Source organism: Piscinibacter sp. PDB5-1, from assembly GCF_056676035.1.
Genome location: NZ_JBWVZL010000002.1, coordinates 1,160,638 through 1,184,055 on the forward strand (window position 1 = coordinate 1,160,638; position 23,418 = coordinate 1,184,055).

At 68.3% G+C, this 23,418-nt stretch carries 19 protein-coding genes, 1 tRNA gene and 1 pseudogene; 12 read left to right on the forward strand and 9 right to left on the reverse strand.

The window, feature by feature from the left end; all coding sequences use genetic code 11:
* Window positions 1-3: 3 nt before the first annotated feature.
* Window positions 4-534 carry a carboxymuconolactone decarboxylase family protein gene (locus AC1KAT_RS12640; RefSeq protein ID WP_480326378.1) on the reverse strand — a complete coding sequence of 177 codons (531 nt, stop codon included), beginning with the start codon at window positions 532-534 and terminating at the stop codon, window positions 4-6.
* A gap of 293 nt (window positions 535-827) precedes the next feature.
* Here AC1KAT_RS12640 and AC1KAT_RS12645 point away from each other — a divergent pair, with 293 nt between their 5' ends.
* Entirely contained in the window at window positions 828-2,318 is a 1,491-nt protein-coding gene (locus tag AC1KAT_RS12645) for a DUF3237 domain-containing protein (protein ID WP_480326380.1), read from the forward strand.
* 79 nt (window positions 2,319-2,397) lie between these two features.
* Here the strand turns inward: AC1KAT_RS12645 and AC1KAT_RS12650 are convergent, their stop codons facing one another.
* A complete protein-coding gene (locus AC1KAT_RS12650) occupies window positions 2,398-2,826 on the reverse strand; it encodes a hypothetical protein (RefSeq protein ID WP_480326382.1) in 429 nt (142 codons plus the stop codon).
* A 141-nt stretch (window positions 2,827-2,967) separates the two neighbouring features.
* On the opposite strand from AC1KAT_RS12650, the gene AC1KAT_RS12655 reads away from it, so the two are divergent.
* On the forward strand, window positions 2,968-4,311 hold the full coding sequence (locus AC1KAT_RS12655) for a PASTA domain-containing protein (protein WP_480326384.1): 1,344 nt from the start codon (window positions 2,968-2,970) through the stop codon (window positions 4,309-4,311).
* A 223-nt stretch (window positions 4,312-4,534) separates the two neighbouring features.
* Here the strand turns inward: AC1KAT_RS12655 and AC1KAT_RS12660 are convergent.
* Window positions 4,535-4,611: transfer RNA gene (locus tag AC1KAT_RS12660), tRNA-Ile, on the reverse strand.
* A 61-nt stretch (window positions 4,612-4,672) separates the two neighbouring features.
* Window positions 4,673-6,511, reverse strand: a pseudogene (locus AC1KAT_RS12665) (carboxyl transferase domain-containing protein); the annotation flags it as partial.
* 259 nt (window positions 6,512-6,770) lie between these two features.
* On the opposite strand from AC1KAT_RS12665, the gene AC1KAT_RS12670 reads away from it, so the two are divergent.
* From AC1KAT_RS12670 to AC1KAT_RS12680, 3 genes are all read left to right on the forward strand, one after another.
* Entirely contained in the window at window positions 6,771-8,561 is a 1,791-nt protein-coding gene (locus AC1KAT_RS12670) for a DUF1800 domain-containing protein (RefSeq protein ID WP_480326386.1), read from the forward strand.
* A gap of 11 nt (window positions 8,562-8,572) precedes the next feature.
* Window positions 8,573-9,940 carry a DUF1501 domain-containing protein gene (locus AC1KAT_RS12675; protein WP_480326388.1) on the forward strand — a complete coding sequence of 456 codons (1,368 nt, stop codon included), beginning with the start codon at window positions 8,573-8,575 and terminating at the stop codon, window positions 9,938-9,940.
* 89 nt (window positions 9,941-10,029) lie between these two features.
* Window positions 10,030-11,532 carry an AMP nucleosidase gene (locus tag AC1KAT_RS12680; RefSeq protein WP_480326390.1) on the forward strand — a complete coding sequence of 501 codons (1,503 nt, stop codon included), beginning with the start codon at window positions 10,030-10,032 and terminating at the stop codon, window positions 11,530-11,532.
* 26 nt (window positions 11,533-11,558) lie between these two features.
* Here AC1KAT_RS12680 and AC1KAT_RS12685 read toward each other — a convergent pair whose 3' ends face one another.
* The 4 genes from AC1KAT_RS12685 to purT all read right to left on the reverse strand — a co-directional run bounded on the left by AC1KAT_RS12685 (window position 11,559) and on the right by purT (window position 15,232).
* Complete coding sequence (locus AC1KAT_RS12685; protein ID WP_480326392.1) at window positions 11,559-12,017, reverse strand: hypothetical protein; 459 nt, start codon at window positions 12,015-12,017, stop codon at window positions 11,559-11,561.
* A gap of 126 nt (window positions 12,018-12,143) precedes the next feature.
* Window positions 12,144-12,527 (reverse strand): DUF2784 domain-containing protein, encoded by a 384-nt coding sequence (locus tag AC1KAT_RS12690; protein WP_480326394.1) that lies wholly within the window; start codon window positions 12,525-12,527, stop codon window positions 12,144-12,146.
* Window positions 12,524-13,969 (reverse strand): amidase, encoded by a 1,446-nt coding sequence (locus tag AC1KAT_RS12695; RefSeq protein ID WP_480326396.1) that lies wholly within the window; start codon window positions 13,967-13,969, stop codon window positions 12,524-12,526. The genes AC1KAT_RS12690 and AC1KAT_RS12695 overlap by 4 nt, the downstream gene beginning before the upstream one ends.
* A 60-nt stretch (window positions 13,970-14,029) precedes the next feature.
* The gene (gene purT, locus AC1KAT_RS12700; protein ID WP_480326398.1) at window positions 14,030-15,232 is read right to left on the reverse strand and encodes a formate-dependent phosphoribosylglycinamide formyltransferase; all 1,203 of its coding nucleotides are present in this window, start codon (window positions 15,230-15,232) and stop codon (window positions 14,030-14,032) included.
* 83 nt (window positions 15,233-15,315) lie between these two features.
* On the opposite strand from purT, the gene AC1KAT_RS12705 reads away from it, so the two are divergent.
* From AC1KAT_RS12705 to AC1KAT_RS12730, 6 genes are all read left to right on the forward strand, one after another.
* Window positions 15,316-16,098, forward strand: a complete 783-nt coding sequence (locus AC1KAT_RS12705) for an ABC transporter ATP-binding protein (protein ID WP_480326400.1) — start codon at window positions 15,316-15,318, stop codon at window positions 16,096-16,098.
* Complete coding sequence (locus AC1KAT_RS12710) at window positions 16,095-16,874, forward strand: ABC transporter permease (protein WP_480326402.1); 780 nt, start codon at window positions 16,095-16,097, stop codon at window positions 16,872-16,874. Before AC1KAT_RS12705 ends, AC1KAT_RS12710 begins: the two co-directional genes overlap by 4 nt.
* 10 nt (window positions 16,875-16,884) lie before the next feature.
* Window positions 16,885-17,892 (forward strand): ABC transporter substrate-binding protein, encoded by a 1,008-nt coding sequence (locus tag AC1KAT_RS12715; RefSeq protein WP_480326404.1) that lies wholly within the window; start codon window positions 16,885-16,887, stop codon window positions 17,890-17,892.
* Window positions 17,893-17,971: 79 nt separating this feature from the next.
* Window positions 17,972-18,829: an HDOD domain-containing protein gene (locus tag AC1KAT_RS12720; RefSeq protein ID WP_480326406.1), complete on the forward strand. Its 858-nt coding sequence runs from the start codon at window positions 17,972-17,974 to the stop codon at window positions 18,827-18,829.
* 19 nt (window positions 18,830-18,848) lie between these two features.
* Window positions 18,849-19,727, forward strand: a complete 879-nt coding sequence (gene phhA / locus AC1KAT_RS12725) for a phenylalanine 4-monooxygenase (protein WP_480326408.1) — start codon at window positions 18,849-18,851, stop codon at window positions 19,725-19,727.
* 92 nt (window positions 19,728-19,819) lie between these two features.
* Window positions 19,820-20,653 (forward strand): hypothetical protein, encoded by an 834-nt coding sequence (locus tag AC1KAT_RS12730; RefSeq protein ID WP_480326410.1) that lies wholly within the window; start codon window positions 19,820-19,822, stop codon window positions 20,651-20,653.
* Here the strand turns inward: AC1KAT_RS12730 and AC1KAT_RS12735 are convergent.
* Window positions 20,560-21,519, reverse strand: a complete 960-nt coding sequence (locus tag AC1KAT_RS12735; RefSeq protein ID WP_480326412.1) for an esterase/lipase family protein — start codon at window positions 21,517-21,519, stop codon at window positions 20,560-20,562. The genes AC1KAT_RS12730 and AC1KAT_RS12735 overlap by 94 nt on opposite strands.
* 199 nt (window positions 21,520-21,718) lie before the next feature.
* Here AC1KAT_RS12735 and AC1KAT_RS12740 point away from each other — a divergent pair, with 199 nt between their 5' ends.
* Window positions 21,719-23,401 (forward strand): long-chain-fatty-acid--CoA ligase, encoded by a 1,683-nt coding sequence (locus AC1KAT_RS12740; protein WP_480326414.1) that lies wholly within the window; start codon window positions 21,719-21,721, stop codon window positions 23,399-23,401.
* The last annotated feature ends 17 nt before the right edge of the window (window positions 23,402-23,418 follow it).

The following is a 23,418-nucleotide window of genomic DNA, read 5'->3' on the forward strand; positions in this document are numbered from 1 at the left end:
GCGTCACGCGGCCGGGGGGGCGTCGGCGGGCTCGATGTCCACCTCGAAGTTTTCGAGAAAGCGGCTGACCATCATGTAGAAGCCGATGGTCAGCACCAGTTCGGCCACTTGCCGTTCACCCAAGGCCTCGCGCGCTTCGTCGAACAGCGCATCGGGCGCCTTCACGTGGTGCACCAGCTGGTCGGTGAAGCGCATCACCAGGCGTTCGAGCGGCGTGAAGGCCGGCGCGTCGGGGCCGTGTTCGATGGCCGCGAGCGTGTCCTCGCGCATGCCCAGCGAGCGCGCCAGGCGGCGGTGCTGGTGCACCTCGTAGGCGGCGCCGCTCAGCACCCCCACGCGCACGATGGCGACCTCGCGCAGCAGCGGGTCCAGCTCGCTCTTGCGCAGCAGCGCACCGCCTAGCGCGAGAAACGGTTCGCAGGCCGCGCGCGCGTGCGGCAGCATGCGGTACAGGTTCAGCGGGCGGCGCGTCTTCAGCAGGTCGAGGTAAGACGCGGGCAGCTCGGCCGGTTCGACGTACGGGATTCGGGCCATCGGGCGCCTCCTCGGGCGGCAGGGGGTGGTGGGACCAGCACAGCGCCATGTGCGCTGCGAAACGCGCATCCTAACGAAACGGTGAAACGTTTCATTAGGTGAATGCACGCAGCGAAACGCGATTTGTTCCGCAGGCCATAACGCTCTGCACGTTCATGCCCCGTGCACCGCACGTTCATGAAAGACCCTGGCGCGAGGGCCTTCCTACAGTGCCGCTCGGCCCAGCAGGCAGGCGGTTTCAACGGCCGCGCTGCCCCGGGCCGCACAACGACAACCACGCAGGAGACGCCCCCATGAACCTTTCACCCGCGGCTTGCGCCGCCATGCCCCGCCGTGCCCGTCATTCGATGACGGCCTGCGCCTTCGCCGCCCTGGCCCTCGGCTTCGCGGCCTCGGCCGACGCGGCCGTCATCCTCGACCAGGCCTTCACCAGCAGCAGCCTGGGCGACTTCACCGTCGCGGGCAGCACGTCCACCGGCAGCAGCGGCGTGGTGCTGCGCGGCGGCTCGACGCCGGGCCGGCTCAACTCGCGGGTCATCTCGACCACCAACTACCAGAACCTCAAGCTCACCGTGGCGCGCGCGACCTCGGGCCTGGACACTGGCGAGACACTCACGCTGACGGCGGTGGTCAACGGCCAGACGCGCACGCTCGAAGCGCTGCGCACCGCCTCGGGGAGCACCAGCTTCAACCTCGGCAACGGCGTGACCTCGGTCTCGCTGCAGTTCGCCGTGGCCGCCAGCAGCGTGCTCGAAACCGGCACGGTGAGCCGCGTGACGCTCGAAGGCGACGCCGCCTGCACCAGCGCCGACTGCAACCCCACGCCGACCCCCGGCGCGACCATCGTGCCCGACCCGAGCTGGACCTGCGGCTTCCCGAACGGCATCCCCGACCCGAGCGGCGGCACGCTGGTGTTCAACACCACGCTCACGGCCGGCACGCCGATCAACATCGCCAACACGCCCTACGGCCCGCGCCGTGTCACGCCCACCAGCGGCGGCACGATGTCGGGGGGCTCGCTCAGCGGCAGCGTGCTCGGCAACGCGCTCGACTTCGAACTGCGCCTGCCCAGCGGCGCCATCGAGCTCGAAAGCCGCTACGTGCTGCGCACCAGCAGCGGCACGCTGATCTACATGCGCAACTGCGGCGTGGCCGACGGCAGCGACGTGCGCTTCGTCGCCGACTTCGAAGCCCCCAGCAGCAGTTCGTCGCAAGGGCTCAACAGCGGCACCTACATCGGCACGCGCAAGGTCACGCCGCAAGGCATCCAGCTGTCGGTCTACAACGTGTCGCCCACGCCCAAGCCGGGCGCCCCGGTCGTGCGCGTGCCCGCCGACAGCCAGTTCAAGCAGCAGCCATGGAACTGCACCGGCGCCCCCACCGGCACGGCCACCGGCTCGCAGGTCATGAGCGCCCGCGTGAGCATCGGCTCGTCGCAATCGGTGGGTGCGTCGAAGTACGGCCGCCGCAACATCATCCCGATCACCGGCGGCAGCTTCAGCGGCACGGCCGCCAACGGCAACGTGAACCCGGGCGGCGCCGATTACCAGCTCACGCCCACCGGCGGCAGCATCCAGATCGAAGCCCGCTACACGATCAAGGCCAGCAACGGTGAAAACATCGTCGTGCGCAACTGCGGCGACTACGCCAACTCGGACTACACCAACGTCTACTTCGAAGCCGCCACCAACGGGGCTTACAACGCACTCAACACGGGCACCTACGTCGGCACCATCACCCCGGGGCTGGGGCGCGTGACGATCGACGTGTTCAACAAGCGCTGATTCTTTGGCCGCTTGAGTGACAAAGGCGCCGGGTCTTGCGACCGGCGCTTTTTTTTGCTTGATCAGGAACACTTCAGCATCACAGAAGGATGCAAATCTTCAACGGCACCCCCTGGTAGTCACCCTTCACGAAAACCTCTCGGGTCAGCCGTGATGCCGTGAGGACATCAGCGAGCAATCCCGTGACCGACAACCCGAACTTGAACAACTTCGGGGCGCCGTTGAGCAAGACCTGCTCAAGGAGCGCGTCGAACGCCTTACCCTTGAGGTCGTCCCACAGTGCGCTGGCTTCGTCGTTGACTGGCGGCGCGCAATTCATGACCACGTAATAGCCGTCTCCGATCTGGCTGACGTCCACAGGGGCATCTGGATGTATGTAGGCCGGCACGCCGTACGCGTCAGTGACGCCGGCGATTTCTCCGACGGGTACCGGGATGGCAGCGCCATCGGGCGCCATCACCATTCGCTCGCCACACACCAGCGGCGGTTCAGTCACTTCATCTGACATATCACTCTCCATAGATTCGAATGCGGGAGCGCAGTCTGGCTTTCCACCAACCGACTCGCATCCCCAGAGTTTTGGATGACGCCTGAGGGGTCCATTCCTACGCTGTCCGTCTTGACATGCCAATTCAAGAAGGAGCAATTCATGGCACAAACAGGTCGCATCCCCTTTCGTGGCTCTGCCACTCTGGGGCGTGGAATCAACGTGTTGACTGGTGAGATCATCGGCAAGGCACTGGAAGTACAAACCACCGAGCGCGCCGTCTCCGGCGGCGAAGCGGTCTACGACGTTCAGATCGTCGAATCACACGAGTCGCTGATGGAGAGCCTGGGCCTATCGGTCGAGGCGAGCGGGCGCTATGGGCTCTTCTCAGCCACAGGCAAGTTCGCGCTGTCTGAGAAATCAAGCTTCAACGCGCAGTCGACCTTCGTCGTCGCGAGTTGCCGCGTCATGAACGCTTTCGAGCAGATCGACAAGGTGAAGGTGCTGCCAGATGCTGAACCCGTCCTCGCCGACAAGGCGGCCTTCAAGACTGCCTTCGGAACCGCTTTCGTGCGCGGGCTGCAAACCGGTGGCGAGTTCTTTGCCGTGTTCCAGTGCACATCGACGAGCCAAGAGACCCAGAAGTCCCTAAGCACATCGTTCCAGACCTCTTGCCAGGGCCTGGTCGCGGCAGGTGATTTCAAGGCCAAGTTCGACCAGGCATCGACGTCTTCATCGCACAAGACAATGATCACCGTGCTTACCTACCAGCGTGCCGGTGCCGACGAGCAACTGAGCTACGTTGTCGATGCGCCGGGGATCATCCAGCGCCTGAAGGACTTTCCTACCATTGCACGGGCCAACCCTGCCGGATACGAATTCGAGTACGCCGACTACAACACGCTCGCGCTCCCCCTGGTGAACGAAGAAGAAATCGCCGATCGCGAGATGGCTCTGGCCGACTGCGCCAAGCTGCGACTCAAGTTCATGACGCGACGCAACGACATCGACTTCGCGCGTGAGAACCCGGCCTTCTTCGAAGACCTGCCCCCGAGCGACCAACTCACGACGATGTGGGAGAGCTACTCCCGTGCCGTCGGCGCAGTGCAGTTGCACGCTCAGAAGATTGCCGGTCGCAAGATCGCGCCTGTGGTGTTCGACCCGTCAAGCATCGAACCACCGCTGGATCTACCAGTGGTCAACTTCAAGCGTGTCAATGTTCCTGCCGATCTGCGCATACCAAAGCTGGTCGGTTCCACCGTCGATGCAGCGAAGGCAGAACTCGCACGCATGGGGCTCGTGGCTGACATGAAATGGAGCAGCGTTGCCGAAGGTACGGCGAGCGTCCCGTTGAACATCGTGCTGACGCAAGATCCACCTGAGGGCACGCCGGTTCAACCCAACACCCGGGTCCGATTGACGGCCAACTATGTGCCGAGTGCGCGATTCCGCTGGGCGAGGGTTGATCGCATGCATGCACATACGATCACTGACCTCATCCGATGATCCTCTCGAATTGGCGATCAATGCTCGCCCGGCGTACGGTCTCAGAAGCCGTACGCATTGAAATGGACCAGGCACGAGGTTGCATCGGCAACGCAGACCAACCCAACCGCCCCGCAGACCCGGCAAACTGCGCTTTCCGTCCACCGGGTCGTGACTGGTGACAGTTGGTTGACAGTGGAGCATCCGACCAGGATGCTTGTTCACTCTAAGTATTTGACTTGACTGGTAGGCCGTGTTGGACTTGAACCAACGACCAAAGGATTATGAGTCCTCTGCTCTAACCAACTGAGCTAACGGCCCCCTGAAAAAGCGATGCCGCGTGGGGCGCGGCAGCGGGATTATCGCGGCTCGCGCGCACCACTCACCAGGTGTCGATGAAGCGTGCGGTGGCCTCGCCGACCTTGGCGCCGGCGAGGCCGCGGCCGAGCCAGTGGCGGGTGTCGGCGGGGTCGATGACGGCGTCGATCTCCAAGGCACTGGCCATGTTGATGGCCTTGCCCTTTTCGTATTGCTTGGCGACAAGTTCGTTGAACACGGCCTCGCGTTCGGGGCCTTCGGGCACGGCTTCGAGTTCTTTGCGGTAGCCCAGGCGCACCGCGCCTTCGAGGCCCATGCCGCCGAATTCGCCGCTGGGCCACGCCGCGGTGAAGGCCGGGGCGTGAAAGCCGCCGCCGGCCATGGCCATCGCGCCGAGGCCGTAGCCCTTGCGCACGACGACGGTGAAGAAGGGCACGCGCAGGTTGGCCGCGACGACGAACATGCGGCTCACGTGGCGCACCTGGGCGACGGCTTCGATCTCGGGGCCGACCATGAAGCCGGGCGTATCGACCAGCGACACGAGCGGCAGCCCGTGCGCGTTGCACAGCTGCATGAAGCGTGCGGCCTTGTCGGCGGCATCGGCGTCGATGGCACCGCCCAGGTGGGCCGGGTTGTTGGCGAGGATGCCCACCGGCCGCCCTTCGATGCGCGCGAGCGCGGTGAGGATGCCGTGGCCGAAGCCGCTGCGCAGTTCGAGCAGCGAGTCGCGGTCGGCCACGCCGTCCATCACGCGGCGCATGTCGTAGGCGCGCACGCGGTTCTCGGGCAGCGCATCGCGCAGCACCTGCCCATCGTGAGCCAGCCAGTCTTTCAGCGGGCCCTGGAAGAACGACAGGTAGTGCCGCGCCACGCGCACGGCTTCGGCTTCGTCTTCGACCAGCACGTCGATCACGCCGTTGCGGTGCTGCACGGGGCTGGGGCCGATCTGCTCGGGCGTGTAGACGCCGAGGCCGCCGCCCTCGACCATGGCCGGGCCGCCCATGCCGATGTTGCTGGACTTCGTCGCAATGATCACGTCGCAGCAGCCGAGCAGGGCCGCGTTGCCGGCGAAGCAGCGGCCGGCCGCGATGCCGATCAGCGGCACCTGGCCGCTCAGGCGGCCGAGCGCGGCCCAGGTGTGCAGGTGCAGGCCGGCGATGGACGACGAATCGGTGTCGCCCGGCCGGCCGCCACCGCCTTCGGCGAACAGCACCACGGGCAGCTTCTGCGCGTGGGCCACGCCGAGCATGCGGTCGGTCTTGGCGTGGTTGCGGAAGCCCTGCGTGCCGGCCAGCACGGTGGCGTCGTAGCTCATGACGACGCAGCGCGCTTTCTCTTCGCCGTGGATCAGGCCGTTGACGCTGCCGATGCCGGTGACCATGCCGTCGGCGGGGGTCTTCTCGATCAGCTCTTGCAGCGGGCGGCGGCTGCGCTGCGCGGCGATGGCGAGCGCGCCGTATTCGATGAAGCTGTGCTCGTCGCAGAGGTCGTCGATGTTTTCGCGCGCACTGCGAAGGCCGAGTGCGTGGCGCTTGGCCGTGGCCTCGGGGCGTGCGGCATCGAGCGTGTAGGCGTGGCGCTGAATAACCTCGTCGAGGTCGGCGCGCAGGCGCGGTGCGGCCGCTTCGGCCGGTGCCGCGTCAGGCAGCTCGGGGGCCGGGGCCGCCGCGGCCGGCGCCACGCCCTCGCCCAGCACCAGCAGCAGGTCGTCTTCGGCCACGGGCTCGCCGACGCGGGCGGCGACTTCGAGCACGCGGGCGTCGAAAGGCGCGCGGATCTCGTGCTCCATCTTCATGGCTTCGATGACGAGCAACAACTGGCCGGCCTGCACGGCATCGCCGGTCGCCACTTCGACTTGCACGACGGTGGCAGCCATCGGGGCCTTGATGGGGTCAGGGGTCATGGGATGCGGTCTCCTCGTGGCGCGCGGTGGCTCGATGCGGTAGCTCGGCGTGGTGGGTCGGCACTGTAGCCGCGCCCGCGACCACCCCCGCATGGGCGGAAAGCGCAAGTGTCTGTAAGGCGCGCGCCTCGTGGCCGTAGCAGTTGGTTGCAGCGCGGGTGCGCCGGCCGCCTACAACGCGCCCAGCCGAGTCACACCCGATGCGGAAGGCCGCGCGAGGGGTGGGCTTTCGAAGACCAACAAGACATCCGGGGGACCCATGCCATCACGTCACCGCCCGACGCCACGGGCCGGCCACGCCGCGCGCCTGGCCTCGCTCGCCCTGCTGTTCAGCCTGGTCGCGTGCGGCGGCGGTGAAGACAGCACCACCAGCCCCGCGCCGCCGCCCGCCGCAGGCACCCCGGCGCCGCCACCGGCCGGACCTACGCCACCGCCCCCGAGCAACCCTCCGCCCGCTGCGGGCGATGCGGTGACCAGCGACGCCGAAGCGGCACGCTTTCTCACCCAGGCGACCTACGGTCCGACGATGGCCGACATCGCCCGCTTGCGCAGCCTCGGCTACAGCGGCTGGTTCGGTGAACAACTCGCTGCCACCGAACTCGACACGCACTGGGCCTATGTCGCGCGGCAGGGCCCCTTGGGCTGCACCTTGTGCGAGTCGCAGTACATCAACGCGACGATGGAATCGTTCTGGAAGCAGGCCGTGCAAGGCCGTGGCCAGTTGCGCCAGCGCATGGTGCTGGCGCTGTCGGAAATCTTCGTCGTCAGCGCCGTCAACAGCGCCGTCGATGGCCTGCCGGACGCGCATGCGGCCTACCTCGACATGCTGTCGCGCAACGCGCTGGGCAACTACCGCACGCTGCTTGAAGACGTGACACGGCACCCGACGATGGGTTACTACCTCTCGCACATCCGCAACGAGAAGGAAGACCCCGTCACTGGCCGCACACCCGACGAGAACTACGCCCGCGAGGTGATGCAGCTCTTCAGCATCGGCCTGTGGGAGCTGAACCTCGACGGCACGCGCCGCAAGGACGCACAGGGCCGCGACATCCCAACCTACGGGCTCGACGACGTGATGGGCATGGCGCGCGTTCTCACCGGCCTGAGCTGGGGCGGCCCTGACCGCGCCGACCACCGCTGGTATGGCTGGCCCGACAGCGCGGGCAACGAGTCCACGACGTGGAACCGCTCGATGCAGTTCTACCCACGCTTCCATTCGACGAGCGAGAAGCGCTTCCTGGGCGTCACCATCCCGGCGAGCAGCACGCCCGACGGCGACGCCGACCTGCGCATCGCGCTCGACACGCTGTTCAACCACCCCAACGTGGGCCCCTTCATGGCCACGCAGTTGATCAAGCGCTTCGTGACCAGCAACCCGAGCCCGGCCTATGTGGCGCGGGTGGCGACCGTCTTCAACGGCGGCAACGGACGCGTGCGCGGCGACCTGTTCGCCACCTTGCGTGCGGTGCTGATGGACCCGGAAGCGCGCGACCCCGCGCGCATCGCCGACCCGCAGTGGGGCAAGCTGCGCGAGCCCATCGTGCGCTACGGCAACTTCCTGCGGGCGTTCTCGGTGACGGCACCGAGCGGCGTGTACCGCATCTGGAACCTCGAAGACCCGGTCAACAGCATCGGCCAGAACCCGTTGCGCGCACCGTCGGTGTTCAACTGGTTCCGGCCCGACTACGCACCGCCGGGCGACATCCTCTCGGCCGGGCTCACGGCGCCCGAGTTCCAGATCACGCACGAGACCACGCTCACGGGCTACAACAACTTCCTCGACTGGACGGCCGAGCGCATGACGCCGCGTTTCTCGGACGGCTCGCGCCACTTCCTCACCACCGACTACAGCGCCGAGCTGGCCCTGGCCGGCAACCCTGACGCGCTGCTCGACCGCCTGAACCTCTTGCTGATGGCGGGCCAGATGTCGAGCAGCACGCGCGCGGCCGTGCGCAGCACCATGACCGTGATGCGCAGCGACGACTACCGCGTGGCGGCGGCGATCCGGCTGCTGATGGCCAGCCCCGAATACATCGTGCAGAAATGAGGACCGGCGCCATGACCCACATCCACCACCACGAAGGCCGCCGCCAGTTTCTGCGTCGCAGCGCGGCACTCGGCGCCATGGGCGTCTCGCCCTTCGCACTCAACCTCGCCGCCATCGGTGAGGCGGCCGCGCAAAGCGCGAGTGGCTACCGCGCACTCGTCTGCGTGTTTCTCGCTGGCGGCAACGACAACGCCAACACCGTGGTGCCGCGCAGCAGCACCGAACACGCGGCCTACGCCAGCGCGCGCGGTTCGCTCGCACTGCCGGCGGCCAACCTCTTGCCGATCAACCCGACCGGGTACACCGGCCCGGCGCTGGGGCTGCACCCCTCGCTCACGCGCCTGCGCACCTTGTTCGACCAGCAGCGCTGCGCCGTGGTCGCCAACGTCGGCACGCTGGCCGTGCCACTGCCGCGGGGGCGAGACGACTGGAATCGCGGCGTGCCCACGCTGGCAGTGCCGTACCAGCTGTTCTCTCACTCGGACCAGGCCAACCAATGGCAGACCGGCCTGCCCGATGCGCCCTCGCGCACGGGCTGGATGGGGCGCATGGGCGATCTGATGATGTCCTCGTCGAACCGCGTGTCGATGGCGATGTCGATCGCAGGCAACAACGTCATCCAGGCCGGCGAATCGGTCATCCAGTACCAGTTGACCACGCAGGGCCCGGTGCGCGTGCGCTCGCTCGACAACCTGTACGGCCAGAACACCTCGGCGCTGCGCACGCTCATCACCGACGGCAGCCGCAGCAACCTGATGGAGCGCGAGCTGGCGCGCATCGCCCGGCGCTCGATCGACGCCGAGTCGGTGGTGAGCAGCGCCATCCAGGGCACGGCCGGCATGGCGGCCTTCCCCGGCGGTGGCCTGGGCGCACAGCTGCGCATGGTCGCCCGCATGATCGCGGCGCGCGAAACGCTGGGCCACACGCGGCAGATCTTCTATGTGATGCACGGCGGCTACGACTTCCATGCCACGCTGCTGAACGACCAGGCTGCCAAGCTGGCGGAGGTCGATGCGGCACTGGCGCAGTTCTACCAATCGACAGTGGACCTGGGCGTGGCCAGCAGCGTGACCACCTTCACCGCGTCCGACTTCGGCCGTGCGCTGCAATTCAATGGCGATGGCTCGGACCACGGCTGGGGCGCGCACCACCTCGTGCTGGGCGGCGCGGTGCAGGGCAACCGCGTGTTCGGCCGCTGGCCGACGGTGGCGCTCAACAGCCGCGACGACGCAGGCAATGGCCGGCTGATCCCCACCACCGCGGTGGACGAATACGCCGCCACGCTGGCGAACTGGTTCGGCGTGAGCGCGACCGACCTGCCGCGCGTGCTGCCCAACATCGGCCGGTTCGCATCGCACAACCTGGGCTTCCTGGGCTGAGCCGCGCACGCCCGCGTGCCGGGCCTGGCGGCTGCGGCGCGCAAGCCACGCCACCCTCTCGCCTGCCGCCATGGACGCACAATGCGCCCATGGCCCAACGCACCCTTCTCAACGCCCAATCGTTCACCGACGCTGGCGCTGCGCTCGCCCACGCCGCCACCATCTACAACAGTGGCATCGCCCACCTGCGCGAGAGCCTGCAGCGCTTCGTCGCCGGCGACAGCTTCAGCCAGCACGTGCGCGCGTGCTACCCCTACCTGCGCGTGCACACCGACACCGTGGCCCGCGCCGACTCGCGCCTGGCCTACGGCTTCGTGGCCGGCCCCGGCACCTACGAAACCACGCTGACGCGGCCCGACCTGTTCGGCGACTACTACCTGCAGCAATTCGAGCTGCTGCTGAAGAACCACGGCGTCGCGCTCGAAGTGGGCCTGAGCTCGCAACCGATCCCGGTGCACTTCTCGCTGGCCGACAACGACCACGTCGAGGGCAGCCTGAGCCGCGAACGCCGCCTCTTGCTGCGCGACGTGTTCGACCTGCCCGACCTCGCCGCCATGGACGATGGCATCGCCAACGGCACGCACGAGCCGCCGCGCGGGCCCGACGGCCACCTGCGCCACCCGCTGTCGCTCTTCACCGCGCCGCGGGTGGACTACTCGCTGCACCGCTTGCGCCACTACACCGGCACCGCGCCCGAGCACTTCCAGAACTTCGTGCTGTTCACGAACTACCAGTTCTACATCGACGAGTTCGTGCGCCTGGGCCATGAAGCGATGGCGGACCAGGGCAGCGAGTACACCGCCTTCGTCGAGCCCGGCAACGTGGTCACGCGCCGCACCGGCCTCGCACCGCTGCCGGGCGACGAGATGGGCATGGCGCCGCCGCGCCTGCCGCAGATGCCCGCCTACCACCTGATGCGCGGCGACCGCGCCGGCATCACCATGGTCAACATCGGCGTCGGCCCGGCCAACGCCAAGACCATCACCGACCACATCGCGGTGCTGCGCCCGCATGCGTGGATCATGCTCGGCCACTGCGCCGGGCTGCGCAACACGCAGGCGCTGGGCGACTACGTGCTGGCCCACGGCTACGTCCGCGAAGACCACGTGCTCGACGAAGAGTTGCCGCTGTGGGTGCCCATTCCGCCGCTGGCCGAGGTGCAGGTCGCGCTCGAATCGGCGGTCGAAGAGATCACGCAGCTCAAGGGCTACGAGCTCAAACGCATCATGCGCACCGGCACGGTGGCAAGCACCGACAACCGCAACTGGGAGCTGCTGCCCTCGCACCACGCGGCCACGTCACCCGAGCGGCGTTTCAGCCAGAGCCGGGCGATCGCGCTCGACATGGAATCGGCCACCATCGCCGCCAATGGCTTTCGCTTTCGTGTGCCCTACGGCACCTTGCTGTGCGTGAGCGACAAGCCGCTGCACGGCGAGATCAAGCTGCCCGGCATGGCCAACCACTTCTACCGTGAGCGGGTGGACCAGCACCTGCGCATCGGCATCCGCGCGCTCGAACTGCTGCGCTCGCAAGGGGTCGATCAACTGCACAGCCGCAAGCTGCGCAGCTTCGCCGAGGTGGCCTTTCAGTAAGACCGACCGCGGGCGCGGCCGGCCCCTCAGGGCGCGTAAGGCTGCGTCATTGCGAAGCCGTCCTGCGCACCGGCGTACCCGTCTTGGGTGGCGGCAAAACCGTCTTGCGTGGGGGCGAAGGCGTCTTGGGGCGCGAGGCCTCGCCGCCCCGACGCGGCAACACCGAAGGCTTTCAGGCGGTCGATTTCCATGTAGGCGAAGCGCAGCTGCTCTTCAAGCCGGGCCGTGGCGGCGCGTTGCTCGGCCAGGCCAGCCGACACGCGGCGCTGCACCGAGGCTCGCTCGGTTTCAAGCTCGACCACCAGGCGGGTCGCGTTCGCGCGCAGGCTGCGCGTGCTGTTGGTGTGGTGCTCTTGCGCCGCAGCCATCAGCCGCCGCTCGCGCGCACGGGCATGGCGGTTGATGTAGCTCCAGCTCGCGCCGGCGCCCAGCAACATGCCCGCCACGGTCGCCACCACCGTGATGCCCAGCCACACCATGTTCATGCCCTGCTCCTCGCGCCTGCTAGCGAGATCACTCGCCCGGGAAAACCCTGAGCGTATCGAGATCACCCCTCGAAGTCTCGTGGTTTCTTGAGGGCGGGGTGTGAACAGTTTCTCGGCCGGGCCGGTTTAAGAGGTCCCCAAGCGCCGCCGCCGGTGCCTTTGCACGAGCCACAGGCCGTACAGCACGAGGTTGAGCACCACGACCACCCCGCCGAGCACCAGTTGCAGGTCACGCGTCAGCGCTTCGGGGTAGATCAGCGGGATCAGGTAGTGCTCGACGAAGCCACCGGCATAACCGCCCTCGCCCGCCCGCTCGCGCAGGTGGTTCTCAAGCGGCGTGAGCGGGCAGATGCGGCCCGAGAACTCGACATACGCCGCCCAGGCCATCGCCGGCACGTGCACCCACACGAGGCCCGGCCAGCGCAGCAGCAGGGCCGCGCCCACCACGGCGAAGACGATGAACAGCAGGTGGACCAGCACCAACGCGTCGGCCAGCCACGACCAGATCATGCGGCGGCCCCCCGCGCCAGCCAGTCGGCCGCCAGCGGCTCGTAGGCCAGGCCGGCCCGCAGCACCTGCGCATCGGCCAGCGGTGGGCCGATCAACTGCAGACCCATCGGCCAGCCCTCGGCGCTGAAGCCGACCGGCACGTTGAGCGCCGGCAGCCCGGCCAGCGAGGCGGGCACGGTGACTTCCATCCAGCGGTGGTAGGTGTCGAGCTCGCGGCGGGCGATCTCGCGCGGCATCGCCGCGGGGTCGGTCGGGTCCACGGCAAAGGGCCAGACCTGGGCGCTGGGCAAGGCCAGCAGGTCGAAACGCTCGAACAGCGTCAGCAGGTGACGGTAGAACGCGCTGCGCTGCTGGCTGGCGGCCTGCACCTCGGCACCGGTGAGGGCGGCGCCGCGGGTCAGCTCCCACAGCAAGTCGGGCTTGAGCTGTGCGCGCTGGGCCTCGCTGCCCAGAAACACGCCGAGCGCCCCGTGCAACTGCCAGTGCCGCAAGGTGCACCAGGCCGACCACACGCGTTCGGGCGCGAAGCCCAGCGCCAGCGGCTCGACTTGAGCGCCTTCGGCCGCCAGGCGGGTGAGGCCGGCTTCGCAGGTGGCGAGCACACCAGCGTCCATCGGCAGGTGGCCGCCCAGGTCGCCGAGCCAGCCGATGCGCAGGCCGCGCAGTGGCACGGGTGTCAGCGCAGAGAACTCGCCGCCATCGCCCGGCAGCGACAGCGGCGCCTGGTCGTCGCGCCCGGCCTGCACCGACAGCAGCATCGCCAGGTCGCGCACGGTGCGGCCCATCGGGCCGTCGGTGCTGAGCTGGGCGAAGAACGCATCGCCCGGCGGACCCTTGGGCACGCGGCCATAGCTCGGCCGAAAGCCGAACACATTGGCCCAGGCGGCGGGGTTGCGCAGCGAGCCCATCATGTCGCTGCCGTCGGCCACCGGCTGCAGGCGCAGGGCGAGGCTGACCGCCGAGCCGCCGCTGCTGCCACCAGCGCTGCGGCGCGGGTCGTAGGCATTGCGGGTGACGCCGAACACCGGGTTGGCGGTGTGCGAACCCAGGCCGAACTCGGGCACGTTGGTCTTGCCGATGACGATGCCGCCGGCCGCCTTCATGCGCGCAACCATCGGGCTGTCGCGCTTGGGCAGGTAACGCGCGAGCAGCGGCGAGCCCTGGGTGCTGGGCACGCCGAGGGTTTCGCTCAAATCCTTGATCGCCATCGGGAAGCCGTGCATCCAGCCGCGGCTCGCGCCCCGGGCCAGCTCGGCGTCGCGCTCGCGCGATTGCGCAAGCAGCGCGTCGCGGTCTTGCAGGCTGACGATGGCGTTGAAGCGCGGGTTCAGCGCATCGATGCGATCGAGGTAGGCGCGCATCGCCTCGACGCACGAAACCTCGCGCGCGTGCAGGCTGTCGCTCAGCTCGCAGGCGTCGAGGCGGGTGATGTCAACGGTCATGGCAGACAAGATGTCAGGGGCGAAAGGGCTTCGACAGGCTCAGCCCGAACGGCGCTGATCTCACGGCAGGCGCGGCTTCACCTTCGCAGCCGCTTCTTTGGCGCGCCGACGCGCCACTTCCACGTCGGCATCGAAAGCAAGTGCCACGCCCATGCGGCGCTTGACGAAGCCTTCGGGTTTGCCGAACAGGCGCAGGTCGGTGTTGGGCACGCGCAGGGCCTCGTCCACACCGTCGAACACCAGCCCGACGGCATCGGCACCGCCGTAGATCACCGCGCTGGCACCCGGGCTCTTGAGCGCGGTGTTGACCGGCAGGCCGAGGATGGCGCGGGCGTGCAGCTCGAACTCGTTCTGCCACTGCGTGCTCATCGTCACCATGCCGGTGTCGTGCGGGCGCGGGCTGACCTCGCTGAACCAGACCTGGTCGCCCTTGACGAACAGCTCGACGCCGAACAGCCCCTGGCCGCCCAGGTCGTCGGTCACCGCCTTGGCAATCTCTCGCGAGCGCTGCAGCGCGGCCGGGCTCATCGGGTGCGGCTGCCAGCTCTCGACGTAGTCGCCGCTGACCTGCACGTGGCCGATGGGCTCGCAGAAGTGGGTCTCGATGTCGCCGCTGGCACCCACCGCGCGCACGGTGAGCTGCGTGATTTCGTAGTCGAAGTCGATGAAGCCTTCGACGATGACGCGGCCGTGGCTGACGCGGCCGCCCGCCATCGCGCAGTCCCACGCCGCTTTCACGTCAGCGGGGCCGTCGATCTTGCTCTGGCCCTTGCCCGAGCTGCTCATCACCGGCTTGACGATGCAGGGGTAGCCGATCTTCGAGTCGATGGCGGCCTGCAGCTCTTGCAGCGAATCGCAGAACACGTACGGGCTGGTCGGCAGCGCAAGCGTCTCGGCGGCGAGGCGGCGGATGCCCTCGCGGTCCATCGTCAGGCGCGCCGCGCGGGCGGTGGGGATCACCCGCACCGTGCCGGCGGCTTCGAGCGCTTCGAGCATGGGCGTGGCGATGGCCTCGATCTCGGGCACGACGAGCATCGGCCGCTCGGCCTCGATCAGCGCCTTCAGCTGGTCGGGGTCGCTCATCGTGATGGTGCGGGCGTGGTGCGCGACCTGGTGGCCGGGGGCGTTTTCGTAGCGGTCCACGGCGATGGTTTCGACGCCCAGGCGCTGCAGGGCGATCAGCACTTCTTTGCCGAGTTCGCCGCTGCCGAGCAGCATCACTTTGGTGGCATGGGGGCTGAGCGGGGTGCCGAGGGTGGTCATGGACGAAGCGCTTGGAATGACGACCCGCCGATTGTCGTGCGGCGCGCGGCAGATCGCCCGGCGGCTTGCGGCACACTCGGCCGATGCCCTTCCGCGACCCGGCCCCTGCCCTGCTCTCGCTCACCGACGTGGGCAAGCGTTTCGCCACCGGCACCTGGGCCTTGCAAAGCCTGGACCTGCGCGTCGCGCCGGGCGAGTTCGTCTCGCTGCTGGGCCCCTCGGGCTGCGGCAAGAGCACGGTGCTGCGCCTGGCCGCCGGGCTTGAGAAAGCGAGCCTCGGCCACGTCGATGCGCCCGCCCTGCGCGACCCACGCGCCGTGGACACGGCCTTCGTGTTCCAAGACGCCACGCTGATGCCCTGGGCCGATGTGTTCGACAACGTGTGGCTGCCGCTTCGCCTGGCCGGCATGGGCCGCGAGGCGGCGCGCGAACGGGTGCTGCCCGTGCTCGACCGGCTCGGGCTCGGCGGCTTCCCGTCGGCCCACCCGCACGAGCTGTCGGGTGGCATGCGCATGCGGGTGTCGATCGCGCGGGCGCTGGTCACGCAGCCCCGACTCTTGCTGATGGACGAGCCCTTCGCCGCGCTCGACGAGATCACCCGCCAGCGGCTCAACGCCGACCTGCTGGCGCTGTGGCAGGCGCAGCGCTTCGGCGCGCTCTTCGTCACGCACAGCGTGTTCGAGGCGGTGTTTCTGAGCCAGCGGGTGCTGGTGATGGGCGCGCGCCCCGGGCGCGTGGTGGCCGAGGTGGCGATCGACGCGCCCTATCCGCGCGACGCTTCGTTTCGCACCAGCGCGGCGTATGCGCAGCACTGCCGGGTGCTGTCGGACGCGCTGCAGGCCACGTTGCCCGAGACACGCCCATGAGCGCGGCAGTGCTGGTCCGCGCGGCGCCCGCGCTGGTGCTGCTGGCCCTGCTGGGGGCGTGGGAGGCGACCGTGCGGCTCGCGCAGATCCCGCACTACACGCTGCCCGCGCCCAGCCTCGTGGCACGCACACTCGTCGAGCACTTCGGGTCGCTCGCGGCGAGCTGGTGGTTCACGCTCCAGGTCACCTTCGGTGCGCTGCTGCTCGCCACGGTGGGCGGCGTGGCGGTGGCGGCGGTATTCGCGCTGTCGCGCACGGTCGAGCGCGCGTTCTTCCCGCTCGCGGTGGTGCTGCAGGTGACGCCGGTGGTGGCCGTGGCGCCGCTGATCCTGATCTATGTCGAAAGCACCACCGCCGCGCTGCTGCTGTGCGCGTGGATCGTGGCCTTCTTTCCCATCCTCTCGAACACGGTGGCCGGCCTGCGCGCGGCCAACCCGCAGCTGCGCGAGCTGTTCACGCTGTACCGCGCGAGCCCGTGGCAGCGGCTGCGCTTCCTGCTGCTGCCCTCGGCGCTGCCGTACTTCGTGGCAGGCTTGAAGATCTCGGGCGGCCTGAGCCTGATCGGCGCGGTGACGGCCGAGATGGTCGCCGGTGCGGCGGGCCGCGAAACGGGCCTGGCCTCGCGCATCCTGGAGGCGAGCTTTCGCACCGAGACGCCGAAGATGTTCGCCGCGCTGGCCCTGCTGGTGGCCACGGGCGTGCTGATCTTCTGGGGCTTCAACCTGTTGTCGCGGGCCTTGCTGAAACGCTGGCACGCCGCGGAAATTTCAACCTGACGAGGTGCTCATGCGAACAGCTTTCATCACCGCGCTGGCGCTCGCCACATCGCTGGCGAGCCATGCCCAAGACAAAGTCACCTTCGCCACCAACTGGAAGGCGCAGGCCGCGCACGGCGGCTTCTACCAGGCGCTGGCCGATGGCACGTACAAGAAGTTCGGGCTCGACGTGACCATCTTGCAGGGCGGGCCGCAGGTGAACAACCGCCCGCTGCTGCCGGCCAAGCGCATCACCTTCTTGATGACCGGCAACCTGCTGCACAGCTTCGACAACGTGAAGAACGGCGTGCCCACCGTCGTGGTCGCGGCGATGTTCCAGAAAGACCCGCAGGCGCTGATCGCGCACCCGGGCCAGGGCCACGAATCGTTCGACAAGCTGAAAACCGCACCCACCGCCTTGATCGCCAAGGACGGCCAGTTCACCTGGTGGCAATGGCTCAAGGTGACGCACGGCTTCCAGGACGAGGCGCTCAAGCCCTACAACTACAACCTCGGGCCCTTCCTCGCCAACCCGAAGGCCATCCAGCAGGGCTACTCGGTGGCCGAGCCGATCTACGTCGAGAACCAGGGCAAGTTCAAGCCCGTGGTGCACCTGCTGGCCGACCACGGCTTCAGCACCTACTCGACGCTGATCGAGGCCCACGCCGACACGGTGAAGCAGAACCCCAAGCTCGTGCAGCGTTTCGTCGATGCGTCGGCGATCGGCTGGGTCAACTACCTCTACGGCGACCGCAAGGCGGCGGCAGCCCTGATGAAGCGCGACAACCCCGAGATGAGCGAGGCCGAGATGGAAGCCTCGGTTGCGCTGATGAAGCAGCAGGGCATCGTCGATTCGGGCGAGGCGCTCAAGCTGGGCATCGGCGCGATGAACACCGCGCGCATCGCCGACTTCCATGCCCAGATGCTCAAGGCCGGTCTCTACAAGCCGGGCGAGGTGGACCTGGCCAAGGTGGCCACGCTGCAGTTCGTGAACCAGAAGGTCGGGCTGGACGTCAAGGCACAGCTGGGTGCCAAATGAGGTGTCGGCAGCAGGGGTGAATTCAAGTCCGCCCCCGCACCGGCCGATAACGATTCAAGCTCCGCTCCAGGCACAACCCATGAGCAACGCACACCACCCCGCACCGCCGTTCCAGCCGCTGGACCGCCCGCTGCGTGACGTGTCGGCCTGGGTCGCCTACTACCGCGGGGTGGACATCCCCATCCTCGCCGACACGGCCGACGCGCTCGAAGCGATGCGGGCGAACGAAGACGATGTGGACGCCAACCTCATCGGCGAGATGGTCGCGCGCGACCCGCTGATGACGCTGAAGATCATGGCCTACGTGTCCACGCACCGGCCAGAACGGCTCATCACCGACATCGAAACCGTCACCGGCGCGCTGGTGCTGCTGGGCATTTCGCCCTTCTTCGCCACCTTCGGGCCGCAGCCCACCGTCGAAGACCGCCTGGCCGACCGGCCCGAGGCGCTGGCCGGCCTGCACGAGGTGCTGCGCCGGGCCCACCGCGCGTCGAACTACGCGCTCGCCTTCGCCATCCACCGCATGGACCACGACGCGGCCATCATCCATCAGGCCGCTTTGTTGCACGACTTCGCCGACATGCTGATGTGGAGCCACGCGCCCGCGCTCGCGCTGCAGGTGCGCCAGATGCAGCAGGCCGACCCGACCCTGCGCTCGGCCGTGGCGCAGCAAGAGGTCTACAACGTGCGCCTGATCGAGTTGCAGCAGGCGTTGATGCGTGCGTGGTCGCTGCCAGACCTGGTCATCCGCATCAACGACGACCTGCACGCCGAGCACCCAAGCGTGCGCAGCGTGGTGCTGGCCATCCGCCTCGCGCGGCACACCGCGAACGACTGGGACAACCCCGCCATCCCCGACGACGTGACCGAGATCGCCGAGCTGCTGAACATGTCGCCCGCCGCCACCCTGCCCTTCCTGCAGGGCCTCGAAGAGTGACGTGACCCCAGGGGCCGCGATGCACGACGAACGCAGCATCAACGTCGGCGTCGCCCCCGTCACGTACGGCCAGGGCGAACGCCCGCCGCGCGGCGACTACGCCCACGCCCGCGCCGACTACACCTGCGACCAGGACTGGGCCGCCTACACCACCGAAGACCACGCGCTCTACCACCGCCTGCGGCTGCGCCAGGAAGCGCAGCTGCCCGGCCTGGCCTGCGACGAGTTCATCGCCGCGGTGCCGCAACTGGGTGCGCCCGAGCGCATCCCGCGCTTCGACGAGTTGTCGGCCCGGCTGCAGCGCGCCACCGGCTGGCAGGTGGTGGCCGTGCCGGGGCTGATCCCCGAAGAGGCCTTCTTCGCGCTGCTGGCCGAGCGGCGCTTTCCGGTCACGCGCTGGCTGCGCCGGCCCGATGAGTTCGACTACGTGGTCGAGCCCGATGTCTTTCATGACCTGTTCGGCCACGTGCCGCTGCTGTTCGACCCGGTGTTCGCCGACTACATGCAGGCCTATGGCGCGGGCGGCCTGAAGGCCAGCCGGCTGCAGGCCTGCGAGCACCTGGCGCGGCTGTACTGGTACACGGTCGAGTTCGGGCTGATCGCCACGGCGAAGGGCTTGCGCGCCTATGGGGCGGGCATCCTCTCGTCGGCGGGCGAATTGCCCCACAGCGTGCGCTCGCCCGAGCCGCAGCGCCTCGGCTTCGCGCTCGAACGCATCATGCGCACGCGTTTCCGCATCGACAGCTTCCAGGCCACCTACTTCGTGATCGACAGCTTCCAGCAGCTCTTCGACGCGACCGCACCCGACTTCACGCCGCTGTACGCGCGTGTCGCGCAGGCGGGTGACGTGGACGCCACAGCCCACTTGCCCGACGACCGCATACTCGGGCACCCTTGATGCTTGCCCTCGGGCGACGTCCCCCAAGCGGGTGATGTCGCCCGGGGAGTCTCGACCTTCAATTGAGCACGTGCCCCAGGCCCTGTGCTGCCATGACCGACGCCCTCAACCGCCGCTGCGCCCTTTTTCTGCTCGTCGCGATGACGATGGCGCTCGCCGTCGGCCTCATTGCGCTCGGGCCCATGCCCATTCCCGACCAAGAGCATCAGCACGCCGGCGACCGCAGCGCCTTCGGCCACGCGGTCAACGTGCTGGCCCAACTGCCCATGCTGCTGGTGGCCCTGCTCGGCTGGGTGTCGATGCGCCGCAGCGGTTGGCCGGCCACGCTCACCCGCCCCTGGAAGGGCAGTTTCATTGCCGCCATGGCGATGGCGATCGCCTCGGCGGTCTACCACCTGGCACCCGACCACCCGCGCTTCGTGGTGTCGAACATCGCGGCAGCGGCCGTGTTCATGCTGCTGCTGTCGGGCTTTCTGGCCGAGCGCGTCAGCCCGGCCTTCGGCACACCGCGCGCGCTGGCCGCGGTGCTCGCCGTGGTGGCAGCGGCCGGCCTCTACACCGCGTGGAGCCTCTGGCAGCACGGCGAGGTCGACCTGCGCCCGCTGCTGCTGATGCAGATGCTGCCGACGCTGCTGATCCCGGCCGGGGCGCTGTCGCTCGTCGGCAGCCACACGCGCGGACGCGCCTGGGCGCTGGTGCTGGGCGTGTACCTCGGCTCGCGCGCCTTCGACCTGTTTGACACCGAACTGCTGACCCTCACCGGCTGGATCGGTGGGCACGCGCTGATGCACCTGGGGTTCGCCGCCACGTTGGCCGGGCTGGCGCACGCGGCCTACCGGGCCTGCTGTGCCCCTGCCGTGGTGGCCTCGCCCTTGCCCGTCGAAGGCGACAGCCACTTCAGCACCTCGTTGAACACCTCGGGCTGATCGATCAGGTCCACGTGCGCCGCGCCCGGCACGTGCCGGTTGTCGGCCCCGGGCAGGGTGGCGGTGGTGGCCGGAAACACGACGTTGTCGCAGTGGCTGAAAAAGCAGGTGAATCGCGCAAAGCGCTCGGCCGGTTCACCCGCTTCGAGCGCCAGTCGCCAGTCGCTCGCGCCGCGGCGCATCTCGCGGGCGTTGGGCGTGTGGCCGAAACGCGCGAGCCAGGTGCCCTGGTGCGGTGAGCCGATGGTGATCACGCGGTGCACCCGCGCATCGGCGTCGCTGGCGCGTTGGCCGGCCAGCCAGGCCCGCACCGCGAGCCCGCCCATGCTGTGCGCGACGATCACCGGCGCGAGCCCGGTCGCCTGCTCGACCTGCCGCACGGCCGCCTCGATGGTCGGCGCATAACCACTGATCGAGTGGAAAACCGGCTCCAGGCTCACCGCGGCGTGTGGCACCCCGTGCGCACGCAGCCGCGGGAACCACGGATTCCAGAAGCCCCGGTTGCACAAGAAGCCATGCACGAGCACCAGGCCGCGCACGCCACGGGCCGACGAAGGCAGGTGGTCGGCAAAACGCTGGGCGCGAAAAGGCTGGTCCCAGCAAAAGACGCGTGGCGCGCACCACACCTCGGCCCACCACGCCTGCACCAGTTGGCGGAGCGTCGGGGCTTGCACCGAGTCGCTGCGCTGCACCCAGGCGACGCAGGCGAATTCGGCCGCCAGCACCAGCGCGTGTCCCAGCAGCAGCAACAGCGCCACCGCGACGCCCCAGGCCCACTGCCCTTGGGCGGCCCCGACGCCCACGGCCGCCAGGGCTCCGCCGAGGAGGCAGAAAGTCAGAAATCGCTGGAGCCCGGCGGCAGTCATGGCGCCCGAGGGTAGCAGCGCGCGGTGAACAAGGTGACCGGCGTGAGGCGGCGGTTCAAGATCGTGCCCTGCTCTTCGCACAGGTGTGCAGCGTGGTGTGGATCACGGCCGGAGGCCACTTCGCGTAAGGAGAATTACCGTAGCCGAAGCACAGTCTCTCTCAGACCATGCGCTGTCTTCGTCTGCCTCCACACACGCCATGCAAAAACCCTGGCTCAAAAGCTACCCCACGGGCGTCATCACCGAGATCAACACCTCGCAGTACGCCTCCATCGTCGACCTGCTGGAGGAGTCGTTCAAGAAATACGCGCAGCGCGAAGCCTTCGCCTGCATGGGCAAGGCCATCACCTACCGCCAGCTCGACGAGATGTCGTCGTCGCTGGGCGCATGGCTGCAATCGCTGGGCCTGCAGCGCGGCGCACGTGTTGCGCTGATGATGCCCAACGTGCTGCAGTACCCGGTGGCCATCGCCGCCGTGCTGCGCGCGGGCTTCACGGTCGTCAACGTGAACCCGCTGTACACGCCGCGCGAGTTGGAGCACCAGCTCAAGGACTCGGGCTCCGAAGCCATCATCGTGCTCGAGAACTTCGCCATCACCTTGCAGCAGGTGATCGACCAGACCGACGTGAAGCACGTGCTGCTCGCGTCGATGGGCGACCTGCTCGGCGCGAAGGGCGCGCTGGTCAACTTCGTGGTGCGCAACCTGAAGAAGATGGTGCCGCCCTTCCAGTTGCCGCTCGACAAGGGCCGCACGGTCACGCGCTTCAACAGCGCCTTGTCGAAGGGCAGCAGTCGCAGCCTCAAGCGCCCGCAGATCGGCGCGAACGACGTGGCCTTCCTGCAGTACACGGGCGGCACGACTGGCGTGTCGAAGGGCGCCACGCTGCTCAACCGCAACGTGCTGGCCAACGTGCTGCAGACCGAGGCTTGGTTCCGGCCCACGCTCGACGCGCTGGGCGACAAGCCCATCACCGCCGTGTGTGCGCTGCCGCTGTATCACATCTTCGCGCTGACGGCCTGCTTCCTGCTGGGCTCGCGCGTGGGGGCGATGAACATCCTCATCCCCAACCCGCGCGACATCCCGGGCTTCATCAAGACGCTGCAGAACTACCGCATCAACATGTTCCCGGCGGTGAACACCTTGTTCAACGCGCTGACGCTGCACCCCGACTTCCTGAAGCTCGACTTCTCGGGCCTGAAGATCAGCAACGGCGGCGGCACCTCGGTGCAGCAGGCCACGGCCGAACGCTGGAAGAAGATCACCGGCTGCAACGTGATCGAAGGCTACGGCCTGTCGGAGACCTCGCCGGTCGTGACCGTGAACCGCCTCGACGAACCCAAGTTCACCGGCGCCATCGGCCTGCCGGTGCCCTCGACTGAGATCTCGATCCGCGACGACGACGAGAACGAGGTGCCGATCGGCCAGCCGGGCGAGATCTGCATCCGCGGCCCGCAGGTGATGGCCGGCTACTGGAACCGCCCCGACGAGACCGCCAAGGTCATGACGAAGGACGGCTTCTTCAAGTCGGGCGACATCGGCGTGATGGACGAACGCGGCTACACCACCATCGTCGATCGCAAGAAGGACATGATCCTCGTCTCGGGCTTCAACGTGTACCCGAACGAGATCGAGCAGGTCGTCTCGATGATGCCCGGCGTGGTCGAGTGCGCGGCCGTGGGCGTGCCCGATGCGCACTCAGGCGAGGCGGTGAAGCTCTTCGTCGTGCGCAACAGCAACGCCGTGACCGAAGAGGCCGTGCTGGCCCACTGCCGCGAGAACCTCACCGCCTACAAGCGGCCGAAGGTGATCGAGTTCCGCAAGGACCTGCCGAAGACCAACGTCGGCAAGATCCTGCGCCGCGAGTTGCGCGACGCGAAGTAAGGCGCGGCTCGCAACCC

Bases quoted from the DNA above. Each gene is read 5' to 3' on its own strand.
- AC1KAT_RS12640 (WP_480326378.1), bottom strand. From the start codon at position 534: ATGGCCCGAATCCCGTACGTCGAACCGGCCGAGCTGCCCGCGTCTTAC.
- AC1KAT_RS12645 (WP_480326380.1), top strand. From the start codon at position 828: ATGAACCTTTCACCCGCGGCTTGCGCCGCCATGCCCCGCCGTGCCCGT.
- AC1KAT_RS12650 (WP_480326382.1), bottom strand. From the start codon at position 2,826: ATGTCAGATGAAGTGACTGAACCGCCGCTGGTGTGTGGCGAGCGAATG.
- AC1KAT_RS12655 (WP_480326384.1), top strand. From the start codon at position 2,968: ATGGCACAAACAGGTCGCATCCCCTTTCGTGGCTCTGCCACTCTGGGG.
- AC1KAT_RS12670 (WP_480326386.1), top strand. From the start codon at position 6,771: ATGCCATCACGTCACCGCCCGACGCCACGGGCCGGCCACGCCGCGCGC.
- AC1KAT_RS12675 (WP_480326388.1), top strand. From the start codon at position 8,573: ATGACCCACATCCACCACCACGAAGGCCGCCGCCAGTTTCTGCGTCGC.
- AC1KAT_RS12680 (WP_480326390.1), top strand. From the start codon at position 10,030: ATGGCCCAACGCACCCTTCTCAACGCCCAATCGTTCACCGACGCTGGC.
- AC1KAT_RS12685 (WP_480326392.1), bottom strand. From the start codon at position 12,017: ATGAACATGGTGTGGCTGGGCATCACGGTGGTGGCGACCGTGGCGGGC.
- AC1KAT_RS12690 (WP_480326394.1), bottom strand. From the start codon at position 12,527: ATGATCTGGTCGTGGCTGGCCGACGCGTTGGTGCTGGTCCACCTGCTG.
- AC1KAT_RS12695 (WP_480326396.1), bottom strand. From the start codon at position 13,969: ATGACCGTTGACATCACCCGCCTCGACGCCTGCGAGCTGAGCGACAGC.
- purT (WP_480326398.1), bottom strand. From the start codon at position 15,232: ATGACCACCCTCGGCACCCCGCTCAGCCCCCATGCCACCAAAGTGATG.
- AC1KAT_RS12705 (WP_480326400.1), top strand. From the start codon at position 15,316: ATGCCCTTCCGCGACCCGGCCCCTGCCCTGCTCTCGCTCACCGACGTG.
- AC1KAT_RS12710 (WP_480326402.1), top strand. From the start codon at position 16,095: ATGAGCGCGGCAGTGCTGGTCCGCGCGGCGCCCGCGCTGGTGCTGCTG.
- AC1KAT_RS12715 (WP_480326404.1), top strand. From the start codon at position 16,885: ATGCGAACAGCTTTCATCACCGCGCTGGCGCTCGCCACATCGCTGGCG.
- AC1KAT_RS12720 (WP_480326406.1), top strand. From the start codon at position 17,972: ATGAGCAACGCACACCACCCCGCACCGCCGTTCCAGCCGCTGGACCGC.
- phhA (WP_480326408.1), top strand. From the start codon at position 18,849: ATGCACGACGAACGCAGCATCAACGTCGGCGTCGCCCCCGTCACGTAC.
- AC1KAT_RS12730 (WP_480326410.1), top strand. From the start codon at position 19,820: ATGACCGACGCCCTCAACCGCCGCTGCGCCCTTTTTCTGCTCGTCGCG.
- AC1KAT_RS12735 (WP_480326412.1), bottom strand. From the start codon at position 21,519: ATGACTGCCGCCGGGCTCCAGCGATTTCTGACTTTCTGCCTCCTCGGC.
- AC1KAT_RS12740 (WP_480326414.1), top strand. From the start codon at position 21,719: ATGCAAAAACCCTGGCTCAAAAGCTACCCCACGGGCGTCATCACCGAG.